The following is a 22,761-nucleotide window of genomic DNA, read 5'->3' as shown; positions in this document are numbered from 1 at the left end:
CCGTAAGCCTGTGCCGTTGCACCGCTAAACCCACCCTCCGGTCCGTGCATTTGATATACGATTGCCGACTCGTAGCAACACTCCCAGTAACGGTCAGGTAATGTAACCGACGCGACGAGAGACCCTGTAAGCAAGATAGGGAAGGCCCAAAGTAAACAGTGTTATTACTAACAATACCAAAGCCACATTGTAGATTTTATGTAAGCGAGCCAGCGTTCTTTTCAATTTCGCAGATAAATTGAATGCATCCTGCCCTTGGTACCTGAACGCAAATAGCCTGCGCTCGCCCAATAGCTGATTAATCGGGCTACTGTAATACCAAAGTGCTGTAATCTTGCGATCTTCGATAGCCCGCTGCTCCATGATTCCCTGAAGCTTGCGGTAATGGGGTATGCCTCGATACACGATGCGCTTTTTCTCGGTTTCAGAATAACCCGATATGCCCGGAAAGGAACGACCGCGGGTAGATACGACCCTCTCCGGGTAGAACTCGTCCGTATAAAATCCTGCAACCTGTTTGGGATAGTAGTAATGCCCAGACATCCCGATGAATGAAAGAGCGAGCAACAACCCTAGGATCATCCAGTACGCATCGCCTAGATTGTTAAAAAGCCAACGCCCCCAATATACATAAATGACACCAAGTGCAACGAACATGGCAAGCGTCTCCAATCCCCGACTTAGCGCTGAGCATTGAACGAGCGTAGCCGCCGGCACCGCCACCAATGCAGGCCGGCGGCCACCCCTCAGCCTGCCGGGTGCCAGCTGGACGCCAGCACCGGCTGCAGTTGCTCCCGCACGTCCTGCGGTATCACTTCCCCAGCGCCATCGGGCGCATCGAACACCGCCATCGCCGCCACCAGCCGCTCGATATCATCGCCATAGGCCACCATGCCTGCCACCTCGATCTCGTCGAGCGGGGAGGCGCCGGGCTGCCAGTCTTCGACCAGCAGACTGCCATCGGCACCGGCGAAACTGACCAGCAACCCTTCCTGCTGTTGCACCAGCCATAGCTGCGCGTGCTCGAAACCGGAGAGAGCAAGCCGGTCCTGTCCCGAAACATCGTTGCCGCCGGTTTCGATACGGTCGTGCCCGTCGCCCCTGGCGTACTCATAGGTATCGTTGCCAGCCCCGCCGCGCAAACAGTCATCGCCCGCGCCGCCCCTCAGGATATCGTCGCCATTGCCTCCCTCGAGGGCGTCATCGCCGCTATCACCGGCCAGGAAATCATCGCCGTTGTCGCCTTCCAGCACGTCACCGTGGGCGCCGCCCGAAAGACTGTCCTCACCGTCCCCGCCGCGCAGCAGGTCCAGCCCGGAGCCGCCGAACAGCCGGTCGGCTTCGGCGCCGCCTTCGAGCAAATCATCCCCTAGCCCACCGTAGAGCTGATCCTGGCCCTGCTCGCCGAACAGCATATCGTTGCCGTTTTGTCCGAACAGCAGGTCGCTTCCCTGATCCCCGGAGACCAGATCGTTGCCGCTGCCGCCGTAGACGATATCGTCCCCGGCGCGGGCCGCTATGCTGTCGTCCGAGCCGAAGCCCTCGAGGTAGTCCGCCCCCTGGGTGGCCTGCAGCGTGAGCTGCATCACATCCTGCACCGACAGCAGCGAGCCGTCGGCAAAGCGGATTTCCTTCAACGCGCCGGAGCTGACGCCATCCCCACTGAAGTAGCCGTCCAGCTGCACGCTGTCGGCGTTGCGATCGATGCTGATCAGCAGGTCGTCCCCGACCCGCAGCAGACGCACCTTTTTCGGATTGATCGCGGCATCGAACTCCAGCACATCGACGCCGTAACTGTCCCGATTGACCACCCGATCATGCCCGTCGCCCTCGCCGAATCGGTATACGTCATCCCCGGCGCCCCCCTGCAGCCTGTCGTTGCCGGCACCGCCGACCAGGATGTCATTGCCGCTCTCACCATGGAGGCTGTCATCACCACTGCCACCAAATAACCAATCGTCGCCGCCGGCACCATGAATCTCGTCGGCGCCGGCGAGCCCCGTTATCGTCTCGTCAACTTCGAAACCGTGGATCAGGTCGTCGGTTTCGGTGCCGCCGAGGGCGCCGGCCAGTTCATCGAGAGCCATGGTTTCGACGCTGCCGTCCGCAAGCACGAAGCGCACCTGCTCGACACGATTGCCGGATGGCCGGTAGTCCTGATAGGCCATGGCGACGGTGATTCGATCCCCGGTCGGCAGGCCATCGGCATCGACCCGCGTCAGGACGACATGCTCCCCCTGCAACCCGGTGCGCTCGATACGCAGATCCTCGGGCCGGATACCGCCGTGGAACTCGATGCTATCGAACCCCGCGTTCTCGTATATCAGATCCTGGCCATCCCCGGGCGCGAAGCGGTAAACATCATCGCCGGCACCGCCGTAGAGGGTATCGTCGCCCTGCCGGGCTTCGAACACCTCGGCCTGCTCGGTGCCGTACAGCGTATCCGCCTGGTCCGTGACCGACTGCTCGACGCGCCCGAGGATCTCCGGCAGCGAAAGCCTGAAGCCATCGGAAAACGCGAACGACTCGATCGCGCCTTCGCGCACGCTGCCGTCGAAGTCGAAAACGTTGTCGATCTGAACGCGATCGCCGCTGGGCTCGCCGGCCTCGTCGAGAAGCGTTATGAACAGCGCCGTGGCATTGCGGGTTATGCGCAACGATGCCGCCGTGACGCCCTGGCCGAAGGAGAGCTGGTCGCTGCCGGCCGAATCGTAGATAAGGTCGGCTCCGTCGCCACGCTCGAAGAGATAGGTATCGTCGCCGGACTTGCCGAACAGCCTGTCATCGCCGCCGTTGCCGACGATAAGATCGTCGCCCGCCGAAGCGGACAGCGTGTCCGCAGCATCCCCGCCCTCGACCAGGTTCGATGCCAGCCAGGGCGCAAGGTCGACGTCGCCCCTGAGATACCCGGCGGCTTCCTCCATGCGATCGGAATAAAGACCCAGGTTGGCCAGCACACCATAGGTTCGCACCACGTCGGTCGCCTGCCCCTCGGCGAGCGCGGCTTTCAGATAGTCGGAAAAGGCTTCGAGGTCCGGCACGAAATCGCGACGCTCGACATCGTAGCGAATCCCGATCAGCTCGAAGGCTTCACTGTAGTGCGACTGCGCCATCAGCTGCCCGTAAACGAATGCCTTGAACTCTTCGTACTGCGCGATCAGTACCGGCGCCGCCCGCCCGTGGGGATTCGGGTCGCGCTCACCCCAGCACCAGGTGCCGAGATAATCACGCCCGACCAGCGCTTCGAGCGCTTCCAGCTGCCGCGCGTCCATCACATGGCCATAGACCCGGCTGGGATCGCGGCTGTAGGGATCGACGCCGGCGACGCCGGTCCACTGATAAATCAGATCATCGAGCATGGCCCGGCGCAGACGGTCATCCGGCTCATCGACGAAGCCCTGCACCATCGCCTGCAGCACCGGATCCCGCGCCATGGCCTGATCGAGGTTATGAACCCTGCCAAAACCGCGGGCATTCGGCAGCGCCCGGATTTCGTCGCTGAGCGCCAGCCGCTCGGCGGTAATAGTGAGAGTCGGGTCGATATCGAACCAGACATCGGCAATCTCGACCACCCCGCCGTCGGTGCCGCTTGCGCTACCCCGCTGCCTGACTTCATTGCCGCTTGCGTCGGTTTCACGGGTTTCCTGCCACTGAGTCGAAATCGAGGCAAGACCCGCTTCCCGCAGCGTCATCAGCTCGCCATCATCGACCCGCGCATCCGAGTCGAGATCCTGCCAGACCTGCAGCTCCTGAAAAGCGCTGTCCAGTGCATCGAGGGTGCCATCCAGATTCTCATCGAGCGCCGCCAGCGCCTCGAAACCGTTTTGCGCATAGGTTCCATCGGGCAGCAGCGTGTTGCTGCCCAGCAACTCGCGCCCGCTGTTTATCCGCCCGTCGCCATCGAGATCCATCACCAGCAGGCCATCGTCGGGGGCAACCCAGCCGGTTCGCTCCGCGAAACCGTTGGCGTCGTGGTCGAAGTATGTAAAGACGGCCTGGGAAAGCGTTTCGATGCCGTCGTTGTCGAGATCGATAACAAGCGGGGACGTGATTTCTTCAGCACCACCAAAGCCAGGCTTGCCATCGGACTGACCACCAGCCTGACACTGCGCCGGGTCTTCCTGTTCGGAGATTGCCTCCAGATCGGCCAGGCGGGCCTCAAGCTCACTTATCAGGCTTGCCGTAGCATTGCGAACCAGTACACCCAGTCGGTTTTTACGGTCGGTGTTGTTCTGGGATGCATCAGATATACTCTCGACCACAGTATCGACCGGGTAAGTCTCCAGGAGGCTTCTTGTGCTGCTGTCCCAGGCATCGACCTTCCCATGGGAGTCCGGGCACTGCACTTCAAAATGCTCTTCCGAAACCTCTGCAGCGGACTCACCCAGCAGCTCGGCGATCAGGTTCCGAAGATCCTCCTTGGCGATCTTTTCGAGCTCCAGTTCAACATCCTTTCTCACCTTTTCCAGAGTTGGCGCTGTGGCCGCCTCGGCATCGGCCTTATAGCCTTCCTGTTTCTCGTCCAGCGATTTTTTCAGTTCATCATTGGACTCCGACTTCTCGCGCTCACTCTCGCCCTGCTGTTGATAATCCTGCTTTTCCGACTCAATGCTGTTTTTCAAATCGTCGATATAGACACTATGATCATCCTTATCGATCAAAGCCAGCTCGTTGTCGATTGTTTGCAAGGCTTCCGCCTCGACCGCCTCGCCAATAGCCGTAAGCTCCTCTCCATAAAGCTCGACCAGCCTTAGACCTACATATTCCTTGATATTATCGAAATAAAATCCCATATCCCGTTCAAGATCGTCAACCACAACACTGCCCGAGTACTCGCCTGTCAGCCAGTCAAAATCGCCAATCATCTGCTCCTGAAATTCAACGTAGTCCTCGACGGTGTAGTTACCGACCTTATTGACAATATCATCATAGACTTCCTGCGAGCGCTCTTTTCGTCTACTGACATAGTCCGCCACATGCTCTTCAAATGACGATTTAAGAAACTCCGCCCGCCACTCTGCGGAAACCGCAGATACGATTTCATCGTAAGTCATATCGACCAAAGCAGCATCTGTTATAGCCTGCCGTTTAAATTCATTGACAGACTCGTGAGCATACGAATCTATTTGATAGTTAAAGAGGTCATATTTATCTTGAAACTCAAGTTGTACTTGTTTTCGAGCCTCATCCCAAGTCGGTAGTTGTGTCGCCACATATGATGATAATGCTGACATCAACTCTAGCACTCCTTCAAGTACAACTGAGTAAACAGCAACTTTCGGAAGCGCATCGACAGCAGCCGCCATTAGCGAGAAAATTGAAGCAGAAAGTTCTACATAGTCTTTAATAACAGGCTCACTAGCTTCGTTCCTGTACGCTTCCACCAATTGAACCGCCTCATTTAAAAAACCACTCATCGCGGTAAAAACGCCAGCTTTTGAAAGAAGCGAATAATCATTAGAAAGCCCACTAAAAGCAAAACTTTCAGCCAAGTCCCGCGCGACCACCAAAATAGCGACAGTTTTGTCTATAAAGTTTGCTTCTGGGTGGTTCATTGTAGAAAGCAATGAATTAACAGCTGAAACTTTCGATAAGTAAGTAGAAGCACTAGTGAAAGTCTGTATCGATTCTGAAACAGAGCCCAGATAAATATCCTTATTTAGCATATCCCTTCCTCTTCAGAACAAGATAGATAACAAACGCACAAAAAACGAAAATACTGCCTATAATTGGCAAAAAAACGGCAACAAAAACAACCTTTTTTGCCCTAGGGTACTGACTGTCATACCGCTCTTTGAAAGTTACAACCACGTCTCCTTTATAGTGCACTTCCATTATCATTCTCTGCTCATTGAGTAGCCCCCACCAAGGACCGCTCAAATAAGCCCAGCCTATTACGATTTTTCGATCATCAACATTTCTAGAATCAACAATCCGCTGAAAAAATCCAGCGCTATGGTACTGCCGATATAGAACACGTTTATCATCAGTAAATGAATATCCATAAAGTGCTCTATATTCATTTTTACCAGGATACTCTATAACCTTATCGATATAAAACTCATCCCATTTCAAATCACTTTTCGACTTAGGAAAAAACAAAACCCCACTTACCAAAATAGCAATAAACAGAAACACAAAAAACATAACTATAAAAAAAGTATCCTTATGGCGATAGAGATAACCACCAAACTTGATATAGCCTTTTATCAAGCTCACTAACGACATGAAACCACCTTTTTAGTCAAGTTCCCGACAAAAACGTGAGCTCCAGCTCTTCAATAAAAAGACCATTCACCCCAAAACTCTCTTTGCCATATTTAAATCTTTTGGAACCCAAAGAGCCCGTCTGTACATTTTTGCCAAAAATTTTCTCGGCCGCTCATCGCCTTCTATATTCAGTTTCTTGAAAATATAGTAAATTATCTCGTACACATCATCCCCGCTATTAGTTTCATTAGCGGTCTCAAACAATAGAACGCCAAGCTGAAAAAACCAGTCGTCGCCACCATCTGCAGCAGCCATATACTGATTAAGTAAAGCACAGGCCTCCAGCAACCCATTAAAATTGCAGCGTCCATAGTGCTCATACTTATAGGCAGCATAAATCAATCCAACAGACCCGAAATCATCAGCGCCACCATAAAAATAACTCTCAAGCCTGCCTTCACAATATAAAAAGCAGTACATAAACTTCCGGACAGCAGCATTTTTGCTATTTGAATCACTGTAATATTCAAAGGCACGATTGGTGCTGAAGCCTTGTGCTTCTACGTACTCGTTAATCATTCCCTTAAATAAAATAGAATTTTTACTTTCAGACGATAGAATATAATCGTAATCGCCCATTTTATACATAGCTCTAATATGGTAAGGGTTATCATCAAGATCATACTCATCACTACAAGAAGCCAAAAAAAACAGAACAAGAAGCAAAACCATAAAACCTTTTACAAGAAACAAACTTCTCATATGAATAAACATTCACACCCCCAAAAACATACAATCATCTTTCCTCAGCGCTATCGCTCTTATACCTAAGCAACGGCGCCATAATAAATTCGATCAAATATCGCTTACCCGTTTTAACCTCCGCGCTCACGCCCATCCCCGGCAGCAGATCGACCTCCCGGCCTTCGACATTCAGGGTCGACCGGCTCAGTTGTATCTGCGCTTTGTAGATCAGTCCCTTGCGCTCGTCGGCGGTGGCGTCGGCGGAGATCCTGACGATGGCGCCGTCGATAACGCCGTACTTGGTGAATGGAAAGGTGTGGACCTTGATTTCGGCCGGCTGCCCCTGAGCGACAAAGCCGATATCCTTGTTTTCCAGCCAGACCTCGGCGACGAGCTGCGGGTCCCTGGGCACGACTTTCATCAGCACCTCGGCCGGGCTTACCACACCGCCGGTGGTATGGACGGCCAGCTGCTGGACGACACCATCCACCGGTGCAATCAGACGCTGCTTGCGGTTCAGCTCCCGTGCCTTGATCAGCTCTTCCTGCAGAGTGCCCGCTTCCCGCTGCAGCTCGACGAGCTGTTCCCGCGCATCACGTCGCGTCTGCGCCTCCAGTGACGCACGCTGCTGCTCAAGTTCGGCGATCTGCGCGCGCAGCAGCAGGCCCTGTGACCGGGCGGCCTCAAGGTCATGCTGCTGTTCGATACGGGATTGCTCGAGTTCGAGGTAGGCCACCTCGGCGACCATCCGGCGTTCGCTCAGGGTGGCCAGCGCCTCGCTGCGCTGCGTGACCAGCGGCAAGGTACCGCTGAGCTTGGCGATGCTGGACGCATTCATCGCAAGCTCCGCCCGCTTGGCCTCGAGCAGGCGCTCGAGGCGTGCCCTCGCGGCCCGGTGGCTTTCGAGCATTTCCCGCAGCAGCGCTTCCTGCGCATGGATCAGCATCGCATCGACCCCGGCGGGCCAACTCACCGTCGACACCGCGCCGTCGTCCAGTGCTCGCAGAAACACCTCCAGCCGCCGGCTGTTAAGCTGGTTCTGCAGCAGCTCGCGCCCGAGTCTGCTGGCATCGGCGCCCGTCAGGGTGGTGTCGAGATCGACGAGCGGATCACCCTTGCGCACGCTCTGCCCTTCGTCCACCCAGATCCTGCCGACAACCCCGCGCTCGTAAGGTTGAATCAGCTTGACCTGCCCCGAGGGAATGATCTTGCCCTCCGCCGTCGCGACGATATCCACCTGGCCGATACAGGCCCAGATCAGTCCGACTGCAAACAGCGTCATCAGCAGCCAGCCCGTCAGCCGGCCCGCGGGATGGGGCGGTTTGTCGCGGATCTCGAGCGCCGCCGGCAGAAAATCCAGCAGCAGCGCCTGGCTCGATGCGCGGCCGGGCCGGCGCAGAACCCGCTGAACGCCCGACCACTTCATCGCGCAGCCTCCGCCGTCGCCCCAGGGTCTGCCCCGACCGGTGCCGCTTCGGCATCGCTCTGACAGCTATGTAACTGAGAGTAGAGTCCGCGCGCCGCGAGCAGCTGTTCGTGGGTGCCGCTTTCGACGATGCGCCCCCGGTCCATCACCAGAATGCGATCGCAGTGACGCACGCTGCTCAGGCGGTGGGCGATGATGAAAAGGGTGCGTCCCCTGGCGATGGTCGAGAGATTCTGCTGGACGATGCGCTCCGACTCGTAGTCGAGCGCGCTGGTCGCCTCGTCGAAGATCAGAATCCGCGGATTGCTGATCAGCGCCCGGGCAATAGCGATGCGCTGGCGCTGTCCGCCTGAGAGGTTGCAGCCATGCTCCCCGGCGGGCGAGTCGTAGCCCTCGGCCAGTTCGAGAATGAAGTCATGGGCGCCCGCCATGCGTGCCGCCCGGACGATGGCGTCCATCGGCAACCCCGGGTTGGCAAGTGCGATATTCTCGCGCACGCTGCGGCTGAACAGAAAACTCTCCTGCGGCACCACCCCGATACGACGGCGCAGCCAGGCGGTGTCGACCAGCGACAGGTCCACGCCGTCCACCAGCACACGGCCGGATTCGGGGACATAGAGCCGCTGCAGCAGCTTGGCCAGGGTGCTTTTCCCCGACCCCGAACGACCGACGATCCCGATCACCTCGCCCGGCTGCACCTCGAATGAAATATCGTTGAGCACGGCGGGACCGTCCGGGCGATAGCGAAAGCCGGCGTGCTCGAATCGCACCCGCCCCTCGAGCCGAGGCAGGGTACTGCGACCGGGGTTGTAGCCGGGTTCGGTCGGGGTATTGAGAATGTCGCCCAGGCGGCGTATCGAGATGCCGGCCTGCTGGAAATCCTGCCACAGCTGCACCAGCTTCAGTATGGGCCCCGAAACCCGTCCGGCGATCATGTTGAAGGCCACCAGCTGGCCGACACTCATGGCGCCGTCGATCACCAGATGGGCACCCCACCAGATGATCAGCAGCGTGGTCAGCTTGCTGGTAAAGCCGGCGACCTGGTTGGCAATATTGCTGAGGTTGCCGCTTCGGAACGACGCACTGACGTAGCGCGCCAGCTGGTCTTCCCAGCAACGCTGCATCTGCGGCTCCACGGCCATGGATTTCAGCGTTTCCATGCCGGTCACCGCCTCGACCAGGAACGCCTGACTCTCGGCGCCGGTGCGGAACTTCTCGTCCAGCCGGTGCCGCAGAATCGGCGTGATGACGATCGACAACGCCACGTATACCGGCAGGGTACCGAGTACGATCCAGGTCAGGGTCGGGCTGTAGAACCACATCACGGCGAAGAAGATGACCGTGAACGCCAGGTCGATAATGAGCGTCAGCGCGGTTCCGGTGATGAAATTGCGGATGGTGTCCAGCTCGCGCACCCGCGCCACGCTGTGACCAGCCTGACGTGCCTCGAAGTAGGCCAGCGGCAGCGACACGAGATGGTTGAAAAGCCTGGCTCCGAGTTCGACGTCCACCCGGTGCGTGGTATGGGCGAAAAGCCAGCTGCGCAGCCCGCCCAGTACCGCATCGAACAGCGCGATCACCAGAAAGCCGAACGCCAGCACATCCAGCGTCGTGAAGCCCCGGTGAACCAGCACCTTATCCATCACCACCTGAAAGAACAGCGGCGTCACCAGCGCGAACAGCTGCAGGAAGAAAGAAATCAGCAGCACCTCGCCGAACAGGCGGCGGTACTTGAGCATCGGCGGGATGAACCAGCGGATATCGAAGTCCTGCAGCGCCTCCCCCAGACCTCGGCGCCTGGCAAGCAGGATCAGACGGCCGCTCCAGCGCGCCGTCAGCTCGTCGGGGCTCAGAGTGGCGGGATGGCCGCCACCATCCATGACCAGATAACAGCGGGTGCCGTCGGCGCGCCGGTTCACACGGGCAAGCACGAAGAAGTCGCCGTTGCTGTCGATCGCGATCGCAGGAAGGCTGACAGACGCAAGATCGTCGGCGGATATGCGGGATTCGCGGGCGCGCAGACCAAGACGCTTCAGCGCCCGCAGCATATCCTGCGAACGCATGGGGTGTCCGGGTGCGGCAAACTGGTGCTGCAACTGTATTGGATCAGCGGGAAGCTGATACAGCCTCAATACCGTAACCAGTGCAGCCAGCCCTGAATCCCGTGGGCTTTGACTTCGATCCATGAAGTCACCTGCAGAGGTGTGAGTGTCACTGCAGCCTAGGCCATGGTCGGGATGACCGCAACTCAGCGAAAGGGACAACCCGCTTCTGTTTTCCTGCCACCGGAGGCGCCATAGCGGAAGTGCGGGAACTTCGGCTTGCACCGACCGTCAGGGAATTCCTCCCTTTTTGCCGGATCCTGCGCGCATAAAGCCTTTTCCCGCCACTGTAGTATCCTTTTGGTATGCGCAGCGCTTATGGCGTCCTTCCCGCGAACGCGGCCTCCGGAAACTTGACGCCGCACTGCACCGTCAGGGGCTCGGCAATAGAGACATTCGATGACCCGCACAGAATCATCTATTTCTGACCCGAAAAGTTCCCGACCCGCGGTGGTATTTCACACCGGGAATATCACCAAAACCTACCGGATGGGGGAGGTCCAGGTACGGGCGCTGCGTGGTATCGACCTCGAATTGTACGAAGGGGAATTCGTCGTGCTGCTGGGCCCGTCGGGTAGCGGCAAGTCGACTTTGCTCAATATCCTCGGCGGCCTCGATGTCCCCAGCAGCGGCACGGTAAGGTACCAAGACCAGGACCTCAGCAGTTTCAATGAATCGGTCCTGACCCGTTACCGGCGCGAACATGTGGGCTTCGTGTTCCAGTTTTACAACCTCATTCCGAGCCTGACGGCGCGCGAGAACGTGGCCCTGGTCACCGAGATTTCCAGAACCCCGCTGGCGCCCGAGGAAGCCCTGAAACTGGTCGACCTCGGCGACCGCATGGACCATTTTCCGGCGCAGCTGTCCGGCGGTGAACAGCAGCGCGTGGCGATCGCCCGCGCCATCGCCAAGCGTCCACGGGTTCTGCTGTGCGACGAACCCACCGGGGCGCTGGACATCAAAACCGGCATAGTGGTGCTCGAAGCACTGGCGAAGGTGAACCGGGAACTGGGTACCACCACCGTGGTGATCACCCACAATGTCGCTATCGCGGCAATAGCCGACCGCGTGATCCACCTCAGCGACGGCAAGATCGCCAGCGTCGAGGTCAATACGCGGAAAAAATCACCGTCGGAACTGGTCTGGTAATCGTCGTGAGAGCGCTGGATCGCAAACTTTGGCGCGACCTGTGGAAACTTCGTGGACAATCCATAGCGATTGCCGCGGTCATGGCCAGCGGCGTCGCCTGCTTTATCATGTTCATGAGCACACTGGATTCGCTGCTGCTGAGCCGCGATATCTATTACCGCGAGTACCGCTTCGCCGATGTTTTCGTTCCCATCAAGCGTGCGCCCGAGCCGGTCGCCCGGCGCCTCGCGACAATCGACGGCGTCGATAAAGTCGATACCCGCGTGGTGGCGCCACTGACCATCGATATCGAAGGCTTCCAGGAGCCGGTCATCGGTACCGTTACTTCCATACCGGACCACGGCGAGCCTCTGCTAAACCGCCTGTACCTGCGCAGCGGTCGCCTGATCGAATCCGGGCACAATGATGAAATCATCATCAGCGAATCCTTTGCCCGGGCGCACAGTCTGAAGCCCGGCGATACGTTGCATGTCACCATCAAGGGCAAGCGCGAGCAACTGCGCATCGTCGGCACCGGCGGCTCACCCGAGTTCGTCCACCAGGTGCGCCCTGGCGGCATGTTTCCCGACTACGAACGCTACGGCATCATGTGGATGGGACGCACGCCCCTGTCGCGTGCCTATGATATGGACGGCGCATTCAACCACATCGTGTTGACCCTGACGCGCGACGCCAACCTGCAGAACCTGATGGACCGGGTCGACGGGATTCTCAAACCTTATGGCGGCATCGGCGCCGTCGCCCGCGAATACCAGACTTCACACCGTTTTCTGGCGCAGGAACTCGCACAGCTGGAAAACCTGTCGGGCGTTTTCCCGATAATCTTTCTGGGCGTGGCGGCATTTCTGCTCAACGTTGTCGTCACCCGGCTGGTCGGCACCCAGCGGGAACAGATCGCGGCTCTGAAAGCCTTTGGCTATTCCAACCTCAGCGTTGCGCTGCACTACCTGCAGATGATCATGGTTATCGTGCTGGCCGGCATCGCCGCCGGTGTGGCCGCCGGCACCTGGCTCGGCCACATGCTGAGCGAAATCTACGTGGAATATTTCCGCCTGCCGTTTTTGCATTTCACACTCGACCCGCTGCGTATCCTCCAGGCCTCAGGGATCACCGTCGTCGCCGGCCTGGCGGGCACGCTGGCCGCGGTACGTTCGGCGGTACGTCTGAAGCCGGCCGAAGCCATGCGTCCGGAAGCACCCGCCGTCTATCGCACCTCGCTGATCGAAAAGATGGGGTTGAAACGGATGCTGTCGGTGCCGAGCCGCATGATTCTGCGCAATCTGGGCCACAAGCCGGTCAAGTCACTGCTGTCGGTGCTGGGAATCGCACTGGCCGTCGCCATCCTGATGACCGGCCGCTTTCAGGGCGATACCATCAATTACATGATGTACGTGCACTACGTGCTGTCGCAGCGCGATGATCTTGCTGTCGGATTCAACGAGGCGACGTCACGTCACGCCCTCAACGAGCTTCGCAACCTGCCCGGAGTCGAATACGGCGAACCTTTTCGCATGGTGCCCGCGCGACTGAGCTTCGAACACCGCAGCTATCGCACCCAGATCGTGGCGTTCGAACCCCGTTCGACCATCAAGCGCCTGGTCGACAGCGAACTCAGACTCGTCGAACTGCCTCCCGGAGGCATCGTCCTGAATGATTACCTGGCGCAAGACATCCTGGGTGTGGAAACCGGCGACCTGCTCACCGTCGAAGCCCTGGAAGGACGCATGCCCAAAGTGCAGGTGCCCGTGGTGGGCCTGATCCGTCAGGATCTCGGCGTGGGCGCCTACATGGCCCTGGACGCCCTCAACCACCTGATGCAGGAAGGCCGCGCCATTTCCGGCGCCCTTCTCTATATCGATGAACGGTACGCCAGCGAGATTTACCAGCATCTCAAGGACAGGCCTGAGGTCGGAGGCTCCGTGATCCGCACCCAGGAAATCAGGAACTTTCACAAGACCATGGACGAAACCCTGTTGTTCTGGACGACTGTCGCAACGATATTCTCCGTCGTGATCGCGGTTGGGGTCGTCTATAACAGCGCGCGTATCATGCTCACCGAACGCAGTCGCGAGCTGGCCAGCCTGCGCGTGCTGGGCTACACACGCGGCGAAATTTCCTACATCCTCCTTGGCGAACTGGCATTGCTGACCCTGGCCGCCCTTCCCCTCGGCTTCGGATTCGGGCGGGCCCTGTGCGGCTACATCGCGCTGTCCGCCGAAAGCGACCTGTATCGCGTCCCCCTGATACTCGAACCGTCCACCTACGCCTTTGCCGCACTGGTGGTGCTGGTCGCCACCCTGGTGTCGAGCCTGCTGGTGCGGCGAAGACTGGATAAGCTCGATCTGATAGAAGTGCTGAAAACGAAGGAATGACGATGAACGCGCAATGGCAAAGACGCATCACCTGGTTCGCTGTTCTGCTGCTTATCGTGGCGGCACTCGTTTACGGCTTCAGACCGCAGCCTCGGCTGATCGAAACCGCCACTGCAATACGCGCGCCCCTGCAGGTCGCCATCGAGGAAGAAGGCAAGACCCGCGTCATCGACCGCTACCTCATCACCGCGCCGGTCGCCGGCACCACCTGCCGCGTCGACCTGAATGTGGGCGACAGCGTCGACAAGGACCAGATACTGCTAACCATCAACCCGCTGCAGTCACAGGCGCTCGATCCGCGCAGTCGCGCCGTGGCCGAGGCCAGAGTGGACGCCGCCGAGGCCGCCCTGCGCGCCGCCGACCAGAATGTCGACTCCGCGCGCGCCGACGCCGAACTTGCCGACATAGAACTGCAACGACTGCAACCGCTTGCCGAACGGGGCCATATCTCCGTGGGCAGGCTTGACCAGGCAGCCGCTCTGAAGCGCAGCACAGCGGCAGCACTGCGCTCCGCCGAATTTGCGGTGGATGTCGCCGGGCATGAGCTCGAAGCCGCGCGCACGGCGCTGCGTTACACTGGCAATCCATCGTCGAATGCGGAGGACAGCGTTCAGGTACTCGCCCCCGTCAACGGCAGCATTCTGAAACTCCAGCACGAATGCGAAGGCGTGGTATCGCGGGGCGATCCGCTGCTGGAAATCGGCGACACCCGATCGCTGGAAATCGAAACCGATGTCCTGTCGGCCAGCGCCGTCAAAATCCAGCCCGGCATGCCGGTACTGTACGAGCGCTGGGGCGGTGAGAACGCCCTGACAGGTCAGGTACGGCGGGTGGAACCGGTCGGCTTCACCAAGATCTCCGCGCTTGGCGTGGAGGAACAACGTGTGCTGATCATATCGGACATCACGTCGCCCCCCGAAGACTGGCAGACCCTGGGCGACGGCTACCGCGTCGAATCGCGCTTTATACTCTGGGAAGATCAGGATGTACTGCAAATCCCGGCCAGCGCACTGTTTCGGTCCAACGGCCAGTGGAGCCTCTTTGTCATGCAGGACAACAGGGCCCGACGGCGCGCAGTAGAGGTCGGCCAGAGCAATGGGCTACGGGCCCAGATACTGGACGGCCTGGCAGAAGGTGAAACCGTCATTACGCATCCGGACGACACGATTGAGGATGGCGTGAGGGTGAAGCGGAGAAACTAGCGATTTCGCCGGGCTCGTGCCTATCGCTACTGCGCCACAGCGGGTTTTCCTGCCGGCTCGCTCATATCACCTTTATCCACAGCCCCTCATTCACAGCTACCGGCCGGGGCGGCTTCGGCACAGACGGCCACGTCCGGCATGCGGCGCCCGATTGCCCCCTGCATCGAGGGTTCGGCGTAGAGCGACGAGAGCTTGTCCGCGATGGCGTCGCCGACGAAGATCTGCGGCTGCGAGGCCTCCAGGTTTTCACTTGCTTCGCGGGCACCGACCCAGGCGTTTGCCAGCTCGAAGGCCTGGATGAAGCGGGGCTCCTCGGGCAACGCGCTCTTGAAATAGGCGGTGCCGAAGTAGGTGAAATCGCTGTCGACGCCACAGCCGAAGGAGGTCCTGTCCGCCGCGGCCGCGGTTATCACCAGGGTGCCCGGATCACGCAGTTCTTCGATAAAGCCGCCGGAGTAACAGCTCGATACCAGCACGACGCGCCAACGGATGCCGGCGCCGTCCAGGGCGGCACGCAGTTGCTGCGGTCTCAGGTCATGTAGCTTGAGCGGCCCCATTTCCAGCGAGAAACGGTGATCCCGGCTGCCATGGGACGTCAGGAACAGGAACAGCACATCTTCGGCGGTATCCATGCGCGCGGCCACAGCACCCAGCGCAGTTTCCAGGTTCGGCACGCTGGCCAGCGGATAGCGTTCGACGGTGGCGGGATTGTTGGCAAGGATCAGCGACCGCCCCTCGGTGCCATAGGCACGATCGAACAGGTCGCGGACGTACTCGACCTCGTTGAGGAACACATTCTCATGGCCGTAACCGCCCAGCGCCAGCAGGTAAAGATCCGCGACACCGGGGCGCTGCGGCGCCAGCCCCTCGGCCGCCCTGCTCAACAGCGCCGGCTGGGCGTAGTAAATGGTCTCGACATCCAGTGACGCCGCAGGCTTCCCGGGCGCAGTGACCTCCGAGTACCAGAGCTCGCTGCGCGGAAATATCCACAGGCTGGCGAACAGCGACAGAGCATATCCGGCCCCCAGGAACAGTGAACGCAGCGCCGGAGCCGACAGCTGCTGTTTCAGCAGTTGCACCACCACCAGCCAGTGCCAGCACAGCAGCAGCCAGAAGAGTCCCCAGGCCCATACTGGCGGCAGCCCATACCAGCTTTCAGCCTGCCATAACAGAGCCGATACCAGCGTAATCGTCACCGATGCCGACAGGTAACCCGTGATCAGGCGCCCGACTCCGCCCGGACCGCCGCCGGCCAGCCGGCCGACCAGCAGCAGTACCAGCAGACTGAACAGCATTGTTGCGCCGAGATAGTTGAGGCCATAGCTGTCGAACTGCCGCGGCGCTTCGGTACTCAGCCAGCCGACACCGGTCTCGCTCAGCCCCAGGAGCAGGATCAGCGCGATCACCTGCCCCGCGGAGACACGAAAGGCGGACCGGGATACCTGCAGACCGGTGGCGACACACAGGCCCGAGCGCAGGTTGACGAGAAGGCCGGTCAACGGGTTCGGGTGAGGTAACAGAGTGCTGGAATTGCGGAAAGTCATTGGCTCCGGGGCTTTGTTGCGGCTGTACCACCAGTGTACCGCGAATTCGGTCCGGCTGGCTCGGCCTGACCTTATTGCGGCATGTGCCGCTGCGCCCCCATTGGCCCCGGCGACGGGGCCTTGCTAAGGTCGAAAGGGAGGTGGGCCAACATGACGATCCGGGAATATCGACGACTGCCGCACCGGTGCCCGCCGCCTGCGATAACCGGCACCCTGTAGCGGCGCTCCGCCGCGAATAACCCCGCACGGCACATAGCCTGTTCGCCGCGGGGCGCGGCTTCCTACGGCAACCGGCGGCACTCGTAGAGCGGCGCCCCGACGCGAATAACCGCGCACGGCACAGAGCCTGTTCGCCGCGGGGCGCGGCTTCCTACGGCAACCGCCGGCACTCGTAGGGGCAGCGCCTCTCCGCGAATAACCGCGCACGGCACAGAGCCTGTTCGCCGCGGGGCGCGGCTACGGCAACCGCCGGCACTCGTAGGAGCGGCGCCCCGCCGCGAATAACCGCGCGGCACAAAGCCTGTTCGCCGCGGGGCGCGGCTACGGCAACCGCCGGCACTCGTAGGAGCGGCGCCCCGCCGCGAATAACCGCGCGGCACAAAGCCTGTTCGCCGCGGGGCGCGGCTTCCTACGGCAACCGCCGGCACTCGTAGGAGCGGCGCCCCGCCGCGAATAACCCTGCACGGCACAGAAACTTTTCACCGCGGGGCGCGGCTTGTACGGCAACCGCCGGCACTCGTAGGAGCGGCGCCCCGCCGCGAATAACCGCGCACGGCACAGAGCTTGTTCGCCGCGGGGCGCGGCTACGGCAACCGCCGGCACTCGTAGGAGCGGCGCCTCGCCGCGAATAAGCGCGCACGGCACAGAAACTTTTCACCGCGCGGGTGCGCTCTTCGCTTCATAGGTTCCTTAGGTGCCTACATCAGCTGCGGCAGATCCCGATAGAGCTCGAGCGCCTCCGGATTGGCCAGCGCCTCCCGGTTTTTCACAGGCTTGCCCTCTACCACGTTGCGTACCGCCAGCTCGACGATCTTGCCGGTACGCGTACGCGGGATATCGGCCACCTGGATGATTTTCGCCGGCACGTGACGCGGCGTGGTATTGCGTCGGATGGTCTGGCGGATTTCCTGCTCCAGCGCTTCATCGAGGGTTGTTCCCTCCCGCAGGCGCACGAACAGCACCACCCGCACGTCGTCGTCCCAGCTCTGGCCGATGGTCACGGCTTCCTCCACCGCCTCCACCTTTTCGACCTGGCGGTAGATCTCGGCGGTGCCGATACGCACTCCGCCCGGATTGAGCACCGCATCGGAGCGGCCGTGAATCACCACTCCGCCGCCCGGCATCAGCTCGGCATAGTCGCCATGCGCCCAGACATTGTCGAAGGTCGAGAAATAGGCCTCGCGGAACTTGCGATCGCCCGGATCGTTCCAGAAGCCGATCGGCATCGCCGGAAACGGCCGGGTGCAGACCAGCTCGCCCCTGCCGGCGCCGACCGGTTGACCGTCGTCACCCCAGATTTCCACCGCCATGCCAAGTCCCCGGCACTGCAACTCGCCGGCATGCACCGGCAGGATCGGGTTGCCCAGGGCGAAACAGGACAGGATATCGGTCCCGCCGGAAATCGACGACAGGCAGAGGTCGGCTTTCACCTCCCGATAGACGTACTCGAAGCTTTCGTGGGTCAGCGCCGAGCCGGTCGACAGTATGGTGCGCAGGGTATCGAGACGGTGGCTGAGGCGCGGCCGGATGCCGGCCTTTTCCTGCGCCGCGATGTACTTGGCGCTGGTGCCGAATACGGTGACGCCCTCCTCGTCGACGATATCCCACAGCACCGAGGCGTGCGGCGCGAACGGCGAGCCGTCGAACAGCACCAGGGAACTGCCGGTCGCCAGGGCGCTGACCATCCAGTTCCACATCATCCAGCCGCAGGTGGTGTAGTAGAACAGCATGTCCTCGCGCTTGAGATCGGTGTGCAGCTGGTGCTCCTTGAGGTGCTGCAGCAAAGCCCCGCCGACGCTGTGGACGATGCACTTGGGCGCGCCGGTGGTACCGGACGAATACAGGATGAACAGCGGGCTGTCGAATGCCAGCTGCGCGAACTCGATATCGGTCGCGCTGCTGTCGGCAAAGTCGTCCAGCAGCACGGCGCCGGGCAGCTGGGAGAGATCGGGCTCCGGTTGCAGGTAGGGCATCACCACCAGCCGTTCGATATCCGGCAGCTGCGGCAGCACAGCGGCGAGCTTCTCCAGCGAATCGAAGCTCTTGCCGTTGTACAGATAGCCGTCGGTGGTGAACAGCACCTTCGGCTTCGTCTGACCGAAGCGGTCCAGGATGCCCTGGCTGCCGAAATCCGGCGAACAGGAGGTCCAGACGCCGCCGATACTGGCCGTCGCCAGCATCGCCACGACAGTGTCGATGACGTTCGGTACGAATCCCGCCACCACATCGCCCTCGCCGACACCGGCGCGGCGCAGCCCTGCCGCCAGTTGCGCAACCCGGCGGTACAAACCGGCGAAGCTCAGACTGTCGCGCCGACCGGCTTCGTTGCGAAAGACCAGCGCGGGCCAGTCGTCGCGATTGCGCAGCAGGTTCTCGGCGTAGTTCAGGCGCGCGCCGGGAAACCAGCGCGCGCCCGGCATCCGGTCGCCGTCGACCAGAACCTCGTCGCCACGGGCACTTGCACGCACTCCGCCAAAATCCCACATCAGCGACCAGAACGCCTCGGGCTGCTCCACCGACCAGCGGTAGAAGTCATCATAATCCACGAAAGGCCTGCCGGCCCGCTCACCGGCGAGCTGCATGAAGCGTTGAAGATTGCTGCGCTCGACTCGCTCAGCGCCCGGTTGCCAGAGTTTTGCGTTCATATCCCAACACCTCCCGTTGAATTACCCCGTACCCTACCGGGCTCAGGTGACAGCTTGAGTGTGCGTCAGATCTATTATTTTATTAAGTTTATTTAATAATAGTATTATTTTATTTTTTAAATTAAATGAGAAACCAATGTCGCTCGCACCTGAGGGCGAAATATATAAACTTTTGATTTAAAAGAGGAATAAAAACTGACCGGTTGTGCCGTCCCGCCAGTTCAGGTATCACTGTCAGCATGAGTCAATACTGCGGAGACATGCGGTGGCGGAATCTAACATGCTGACCTGGGCGCCACTGCTGGCGCTGTCCTATCTGCTCGGCTGCATTCCCACCGCCGTAGTCGTCTGCCGCGCCCTCGGCATCGCCGATCCGCGCCGGCACGGCTCCGGAAACCCTGGCGCCACCAACGTCCTGCGCCTCGGCGGCCCTTTGGCCGCGCTGCTCACGCTGTTCGGCGACCTTGCCAAGGGCGCATCCGCGGTCTTTCTTGCCTACTGGGCCGAACTGACACAGTTCATGGCGGGGCTCTGCGGCGTCGCCGCCGTGATCGGCCACCTGTTCCCGGCCTTCGGACAACGCCACGGCGGCAAGGGCATGGCCACCACCTTCGGCGTGCTGCTGGCTCTGAGTCCGTCGCTCGGTATAGTGGCACTGGCGAGCTGGGTTCTGATCGCACTGCTCAGCAAAACCGCGTCGCTGGCCTCCATCACCACCGCCCTGGTCACGCCGCTGGCGACCTGGCTGCTGCTGCCGGGCCTGCTGGGGGCCGTGTTGCTGATATCGGCACTGCTTATCCTGCGCCACCACGACAATATCCAGCGCCTGCTGGCGGGTGAAGAACGACGGCTTTGACGGGGGATTCGCCGCGGGACGCGGCGCCTACGGGCGTCCGGCCGGGCACCCAGGTCTTGCGTAGGAGCCCGCTCTGCGGGCGATTTGTCAGGAGCGCGGCACATCCTCATCGTCTAAGCCTGACCCGGTTCGCCCGGGGACCGGGCTCGTGCAGGTGTTATAGGTGCCCGAGCGGCTCTGTGATTATCTGTGGTAGCGGCGAACCCAAATTTACCGGCACTTGCCCGCCGCGAACAACACCGCACCCGCCGCACCTTACAAAGGCGGCAGCGTGTCCATCGGCCAGCGCGGGCGCACGCGGATGGCAAGATCGCTGTGCTGCCCGGCCAGCAGGCGCTGACAGCCGGCGTAGGCGATCATGGCGCCGTTGTCGGTGCAGAACTGCGGACGGGCGTAGAACAATTTCGCCCGCTCCTTGCGCACCATCTCGTCGAGCCTTTCCCGCAGCCGCCTGTTGGCACTGACGCCACCGGCGATGATCAGCTGACGCAGCCCGGTCTGCTGCAGTGCACGCCGGCATTTGATCGCCAGGGTATCGACAACCGCCGACTCGAAGGCGGCGGCAATATCCGCCCTGCTCCGATCATCGAGCCTGCCATCGGCATCGCGCAGGCTGTTGGCGGTATTGAGGGTAAAGGTCTTGAGCCCCGAGAAACTGAAGTCCAGCCCGGGGCGGTCGGTCATCGGCCGCGGAAAGCGAAACCGCGACACATCGCCCTGCTGCGCCAGACGCGCCACCTCGGGACCGCCCGGATAGTCCAGGCCCAGCATCTTGGCCGCCTTGTCGAAGGCTTCGCCGGCAGCATCGTCGAGGGATTCGCCGAGCAGTTCGTATTCGCCGATGCCGTCAACCCGCACCAGCTGGGTGTGGCCACCGGATACCAGCAGCGCGACAAAGGGAAACGCCGGCGGATTGTCTTCCAGCATCGGCGCCAGCAGGTGGCCTTCCATGTGATGCACGCCGATCGCCGGAATGCCGAGGCCGAAGGCCATCGACCGCGCCGTGGAGGCGCCGACCATCAGCGCCCCGATCAGGCCGGGGCCGGAGGTGTAGGCGATGGCATCGAGACCGGACTTCTCGAGGCCGGCCTGCTCGAGCACCTCGCGCACCAGCGGCAGCAGCTTGCGTACGTGGTCGCGCGATGCCAGTTCCGGCACCACCCCGCCGTACTCGGCGTGCATGTCTATCTGGCTGTAGAGTGCATCGCCGAGCAGCCCCTGCTCGCTGTCGTAGATCGCCACGCCGGTTTCGTCGCAGGACGTTTCGATTCCCAGTACTCGCATCTGTCGTGTTCTTCGCCCATTGCCTAAATGAAGGGTGTCGCCGACACCCGCCAAACGGGCGCATTATCGCCCAAACCGGCGACTATTGCACTTCAAGCCCGCCGGCGCTAAAATTTTGCCCCTCGCTCAGAGCTGGGTAACTGCATATCCGCTGTTGCCGTCGGTGAAATTTGCCCGACAGCGACAACTGCCTGGGTGAGAAACCCGATCCGATTAATCAACAAGCAAGGTCTTAGATAGATGCCTAGCGTTAAAGTTAAAGAAAACGAGCCGTTTGACGTTGCTCTGCGTCGCTTCAAGCGTTCCTGCGAAAAAGCCGGTGTCCTGGCTGAAGTCCGTCGTCGTGAGTTCTACGAGAAGCCGACTTCGGTTCGCAAGCGCAAAGCTGCCGCTGCCGTCAAGCGTCACATGAAGAAGGTTTCGCGCGAGCAGGCTCGCCGCGTACGCCTGTACTGATCGATCGGGATTGAACGCGCGTCCCTGAAGACGAGCGCCATGTTGAACGACCCAGCCGCGAGGCAGTAACGATGTCCGAACTCAAGCTACGAATCAACGCCGAGATGAAATCCGCCATGCGCGCCAAAGACAAGGCACGCCTGGGTACCATCCGCATGATTCAGGCTGAGATCAAGCGCATCGAGGTCGACGAGCGCATCGAACTGAACGACACGCGTGTAATGGCGGTGCTGGACAAAATGCAGAAACAGCGCCGCGATTCAATCTCGCAGTTTGACGAAGCGGGTCGCCAGGATCTGGCCGACCAGGAGCGACAGGAGCTGGAGGTGATTAAAACTTTCCTGCCGCAAGCGCTTACCGAAGAAGAACTGGCCGGTCTCGTGGACCAGGCCGTCAGCGAATCCTCTGCCCAGTCGATGCAGGACATGGGCAAGGTAATGGGCATTCTCAAACCCCAGATTCTGGGACGCGCCGACATGGGTGTCGTCTCGAAACTCGTCAAAGCCAAGCTGGCCGGTTAGACTCCGCGCTGACTCTCCTTCAGCAGGTCCA

Annotated in this window: 15 protein-coding genes; 6 read left to right on the top strand and 9 right to left on the bottom strand. The window is 60.4% G+C overall.

What is annotated here, in order from left to right; translation table 11 throughout:
* Positions 1-93 precede the first annotated feature (93 nt).
* From IEX85_RS16650 to IEX85_RS16625, 6 genes are all read right to left on the bottom strand, one after another.
* Entirely contained in the window at positions 94-657 is a 564-nt protein-coding gene (locus IEX85_RS16650; protein WP_188861732.1) for a hypothetical protein, read from the bottom strand.
* 89 nt (positions 658-746) lie between these two features.
* Positions 747-4,976, bottom strand: coding sequence for a calcium-binding protein (locus IEX85_RS16645; protein WP_188861731.1), 4,230 nt, complete (start codon positions 4,974-4,976; stop codon positions 747-749).
* A 679-nt stretch (positions 4,977-5,655) separates the two neighbouring features.
* Positions 5,656-6,228 carry a hypothetical protein gene (locus tag IEX85_RS16640; RefSeq protein ID WP_188861730.1) on the bottom strand — a complete coding sequence of 191 codons (573 nt, stop codon included), beginning with the start codon at positions 6,226-6,228 and terminating at the stop codon, positions 5,656-5,658.
* Positions 6,229-6,294: 66 nt separating this feature from the next.
* Positions 6,295-6,984, bottom strand: coding sequence for a hypothetical protein (locus tag IEX85_RS16635; protein ID WP_188861729.1), 690 nt, complete (start codon positions 6,982-6,984; stop codon positions 6,295-6,297).
* A 22-nt stretch (positions 6,985-7,006) separates the two neighbouring features.
* Complete coding sequence (locus IEX85_RS16630) at positions 7,007-8,380, bottom strand: HlyD family type I secretion periplasmic adaptor subunit (RefSeq protein ID WP_188861728.1); 1,374 nt, start codon at positions 8,378-8,380, stop codon at positions 7,007-7,009.
* A complete protein-coding gene (locus IEX85_RS16625) occupies positions 8,377-10,566 on the bottom strand; it encodes a type I secretion system permease/ATPase (protein ID WP_188861727.1) in 2,190 nt (729 codons plus the stop codon). The genes IEX85_RS16630 and IEX85_RS16625 overlap by 4 nt, the downstream gene beginning before the upstream one ends.
* A gap of 315 nt (positions 10,567-10,881) precedes the next feature.
* Here IEX85_RS16625 and IEX85_RS16620 point away from each other — a divergent pair, with 315 nt between their 5' ends.
* The 3 genes from IEX85_RS16620 (at position 10,882) to IEX85_RS16610 (ending at position 15,205) form a co-directional block, all read left to right on the top strand.
* Positions 10,882-11,631: an ABC transporter ATP-binding protein gene (locus tag IEX85_RS16620; protein ID WP_188861726.1), complete on the top strand. Its 750-nt coding sequence runs from the start codon at positions 10,882-10,884 to the stop codon at positions 11,629-11,631.
* 80 nt (positions 11,632-11,711) lie between these two features.
* Positions 11,712-14,003: an ABC transporter permease gene (locus IEX85_RS16615; RefSeq protein ID WP_229721972.1), complete on the top strand. Its 2,292-nt coding sequence runs from the start codon at positions 11,712-11,714 to the stop codon at positions 14,001-14,003.
* A 2-nt stretch (positions 14,004-14,005) separates the two neighbouring features.
* Positions 14,006-15,205: an efflux RND transporter periplasmic adaptor subunit gene (locus tag IEX85_RS16610; protein WP_229721971.1), complete on the top strand. Its 1,200-nt coding sequence runs from the start codon at positions 14,006-14,008 to the stop codon at positions 15,203-15,205.
* Between the two features lie 86 nt (positions 15,206-15,291).
* Here IEX85_RS16610 and IEX85_RS16605 read toward each other — a convergent pair whose 3' ends face one another.
* A complete protein-coding gene (locus IEX85_RS16605) occupies positions 15,292-16,749 on the bottom strand; it encodes a C13 family peptidase (protein ID WP_188861723.1) in 1,458 nt (485 codons plus the stop codon).
* Between the two features lie 917 nt (positions 16,750-17,666).
* Positions 17,667-19,613 carry an acetoacetate--CoA ligase gene (locus IEX85_RS16600; protein ID WP_188861722.1) on the bottom strand — a complete coding sequence of 649 codons (1,947 nt, stop codon included), beginning with the start codon at positions 19,611-19,613 and terminating at the stop codon, positions 17,667-17,669.
* 265 nt (positions 19,614-19,878) lie between these two features.
* Here IEX85_RS16600 and plsY point away from each other — a divergent pair, with 265 nt between their 5' ends.
* Positions 19,879-20,469, top strand: coding sequence for a glycerol-3-phosphate 1-O-acyltransferase PlsY (gene plsY / locus IEX85_RS16595; RefSeq protein WP_229721970.1), 591 nt, complete (start codon positions 19,879-19,881; stop codon positions 20,467-20,469).
* Between the two features lie 255 nt (positions 20,470-20,724).
* On the opposite strand, the gene tsaD is transcribed toward plsY, so the two are convergent.
* On the bottom strand, positions 20,725-21,753 hold the full coding sequence (gene tsaD, locus IEX85_RS16590; RefSeq protein ID WP_188861721.1) for a tRNA (adenosine(37)-N6)-threonylcarbamoyltransferase complex transferase subunit TsaD: 1,029 nt from the start codon (positions 21,751-21,753) through the stop codon (positions 20,725-20,727).
* 240 nt (positions 21,754-21,993) lie between these two features.
* Here tsaD and rpsU point away from each other — a divergent pair, with 240 nt between their 5' ends.
* Both rpsU and IEX85_RS16580 read left to right on the top strand, forming a co-directional pair.
* Positions 21,994-22,209, top strand: coding sequence for a 30S ribosomal protein S21 (rpsU, locus tag IEX85_RS16585; protein WP_067298946.1), 216 nt, complete (start codon positions 21,994-21,996; stop codon positions 22,207-22,209).
* Positions 22,210-22,280: 71 nt separating this feature from the next.
* Positions 22,281-22,730, top strand: a complete 450-nt coding sequence (locus IEX85_RS16580) for a GatB/YqeY domain-containing protein (RefSeq protein WP_188861720.1) — start codon at positions 22,281-22,283, stop codon at positions 22,728-22,730.
* Positions 22,731-22,761 lie beyond the last annotated feature (31 nt).

This window comes from Marinobacterium nitratireducens (genome assembly GCF_014645375.1).
GTDB classification, from domain to species: domain Bacteria; phylum Pseudomonadota; class Gammaproteobacteria; order Pseudomonadales; family Balneatricaceae; genus Marinobacterium_A; species Marinobacterium_A nitratireducens.
This window is presented reverse-complemented; position numbering and strand designations above follow the sequence as displayed.

Coding starts and splice junctions, on each gene's coding strand:
- IEX85_RS16650 (WP_188861732.1), bottom strand. CDS start 657: ATGTTCGTTGCACTTGGTGTCATTTATGTATATTGGGGGCGTTGGCTT.
- IEX85_RS16640 (WP_188861730.1), bottom strand. CDS start 6,228: ATGTCGTTAGTGAGCTTGATAAAAGGCTATATCAAGTTTGGTGGTTAT.
- IEX85_RS16635 (WP_188861729.1), bottom strand. CDS start 6,984: ATGTTTATTCATATGAGAAGTTTGTTTCTTGTAAAAGGTTTTATGGTT.
- IEX85_RS16630 (WP_188861728.1), bottom strand. CDS start 8,380: ATGAAGTGGTCGGGCGTTCAGCGGGTTCTGCGCCGGCCCGGCCGCGCA.
- IEX85_RS16625 (WP_188861727.1), bottom strand. CDS start 10,566: ATGGATCGAAGTCAAAGCCCACGGGATTCAGGGCTGGCTGCACTGGTT.
- IEX85_RS16620 (WP_188861726.1), top strand. CDS start 10,882: ATGACCCGCACAGAATCATCTATTTCTGACCCGAAAAGTTCCCGACCC.
- IEX85_RS16615 (WP_229721972.1), top strand. CDS start 11,712: ATGGCCAGCGGCGTCGCCTGCTTTATCATGTTCATGAGCACACTGGAT.
- IEX85_RS16610 (WP_229721971.1), top strand. CDS start 14,006: ATGAACGCGCAATGGCAAAGACGCATCACCTGGTTCGCTGTTCTGCTG.
- IEX85_RS16605 (WP_188861723.1), bottom strand. CDS start 16,749: ATGACTTTCCGCAATTCCAGCACTCTGTTACCTCACCCGAACCCGTTG.
- IEX85_RS16600 (WP_188861722.1), bottom strand. CDS start 19,613: ATGAACGCAAAACTCTGGCAACCGGGCGCTGAGCGAGTCGAGCGCAGC.
- tsaD (WP_188861721.1), bottom strand. CDS start 21,753: ATGCGAGTACTGGGAATCGAAACGTCCTGCGACGAAACCGGCGTGGCG.
- rpsU (WP_067298946.1), top strand. CDS start 21,994: ATGCCTAGCGTTAAAGTTAAAGAAAACGAGCCGTTTGACGTTGCTCTG.
- IEX85_RS16580 (WP_188861720.1), top strand. CDS start 22,281: ATGTCCGAACTCAAGCTACGAATCAACGCCGAGATGAAATCCGCCATG.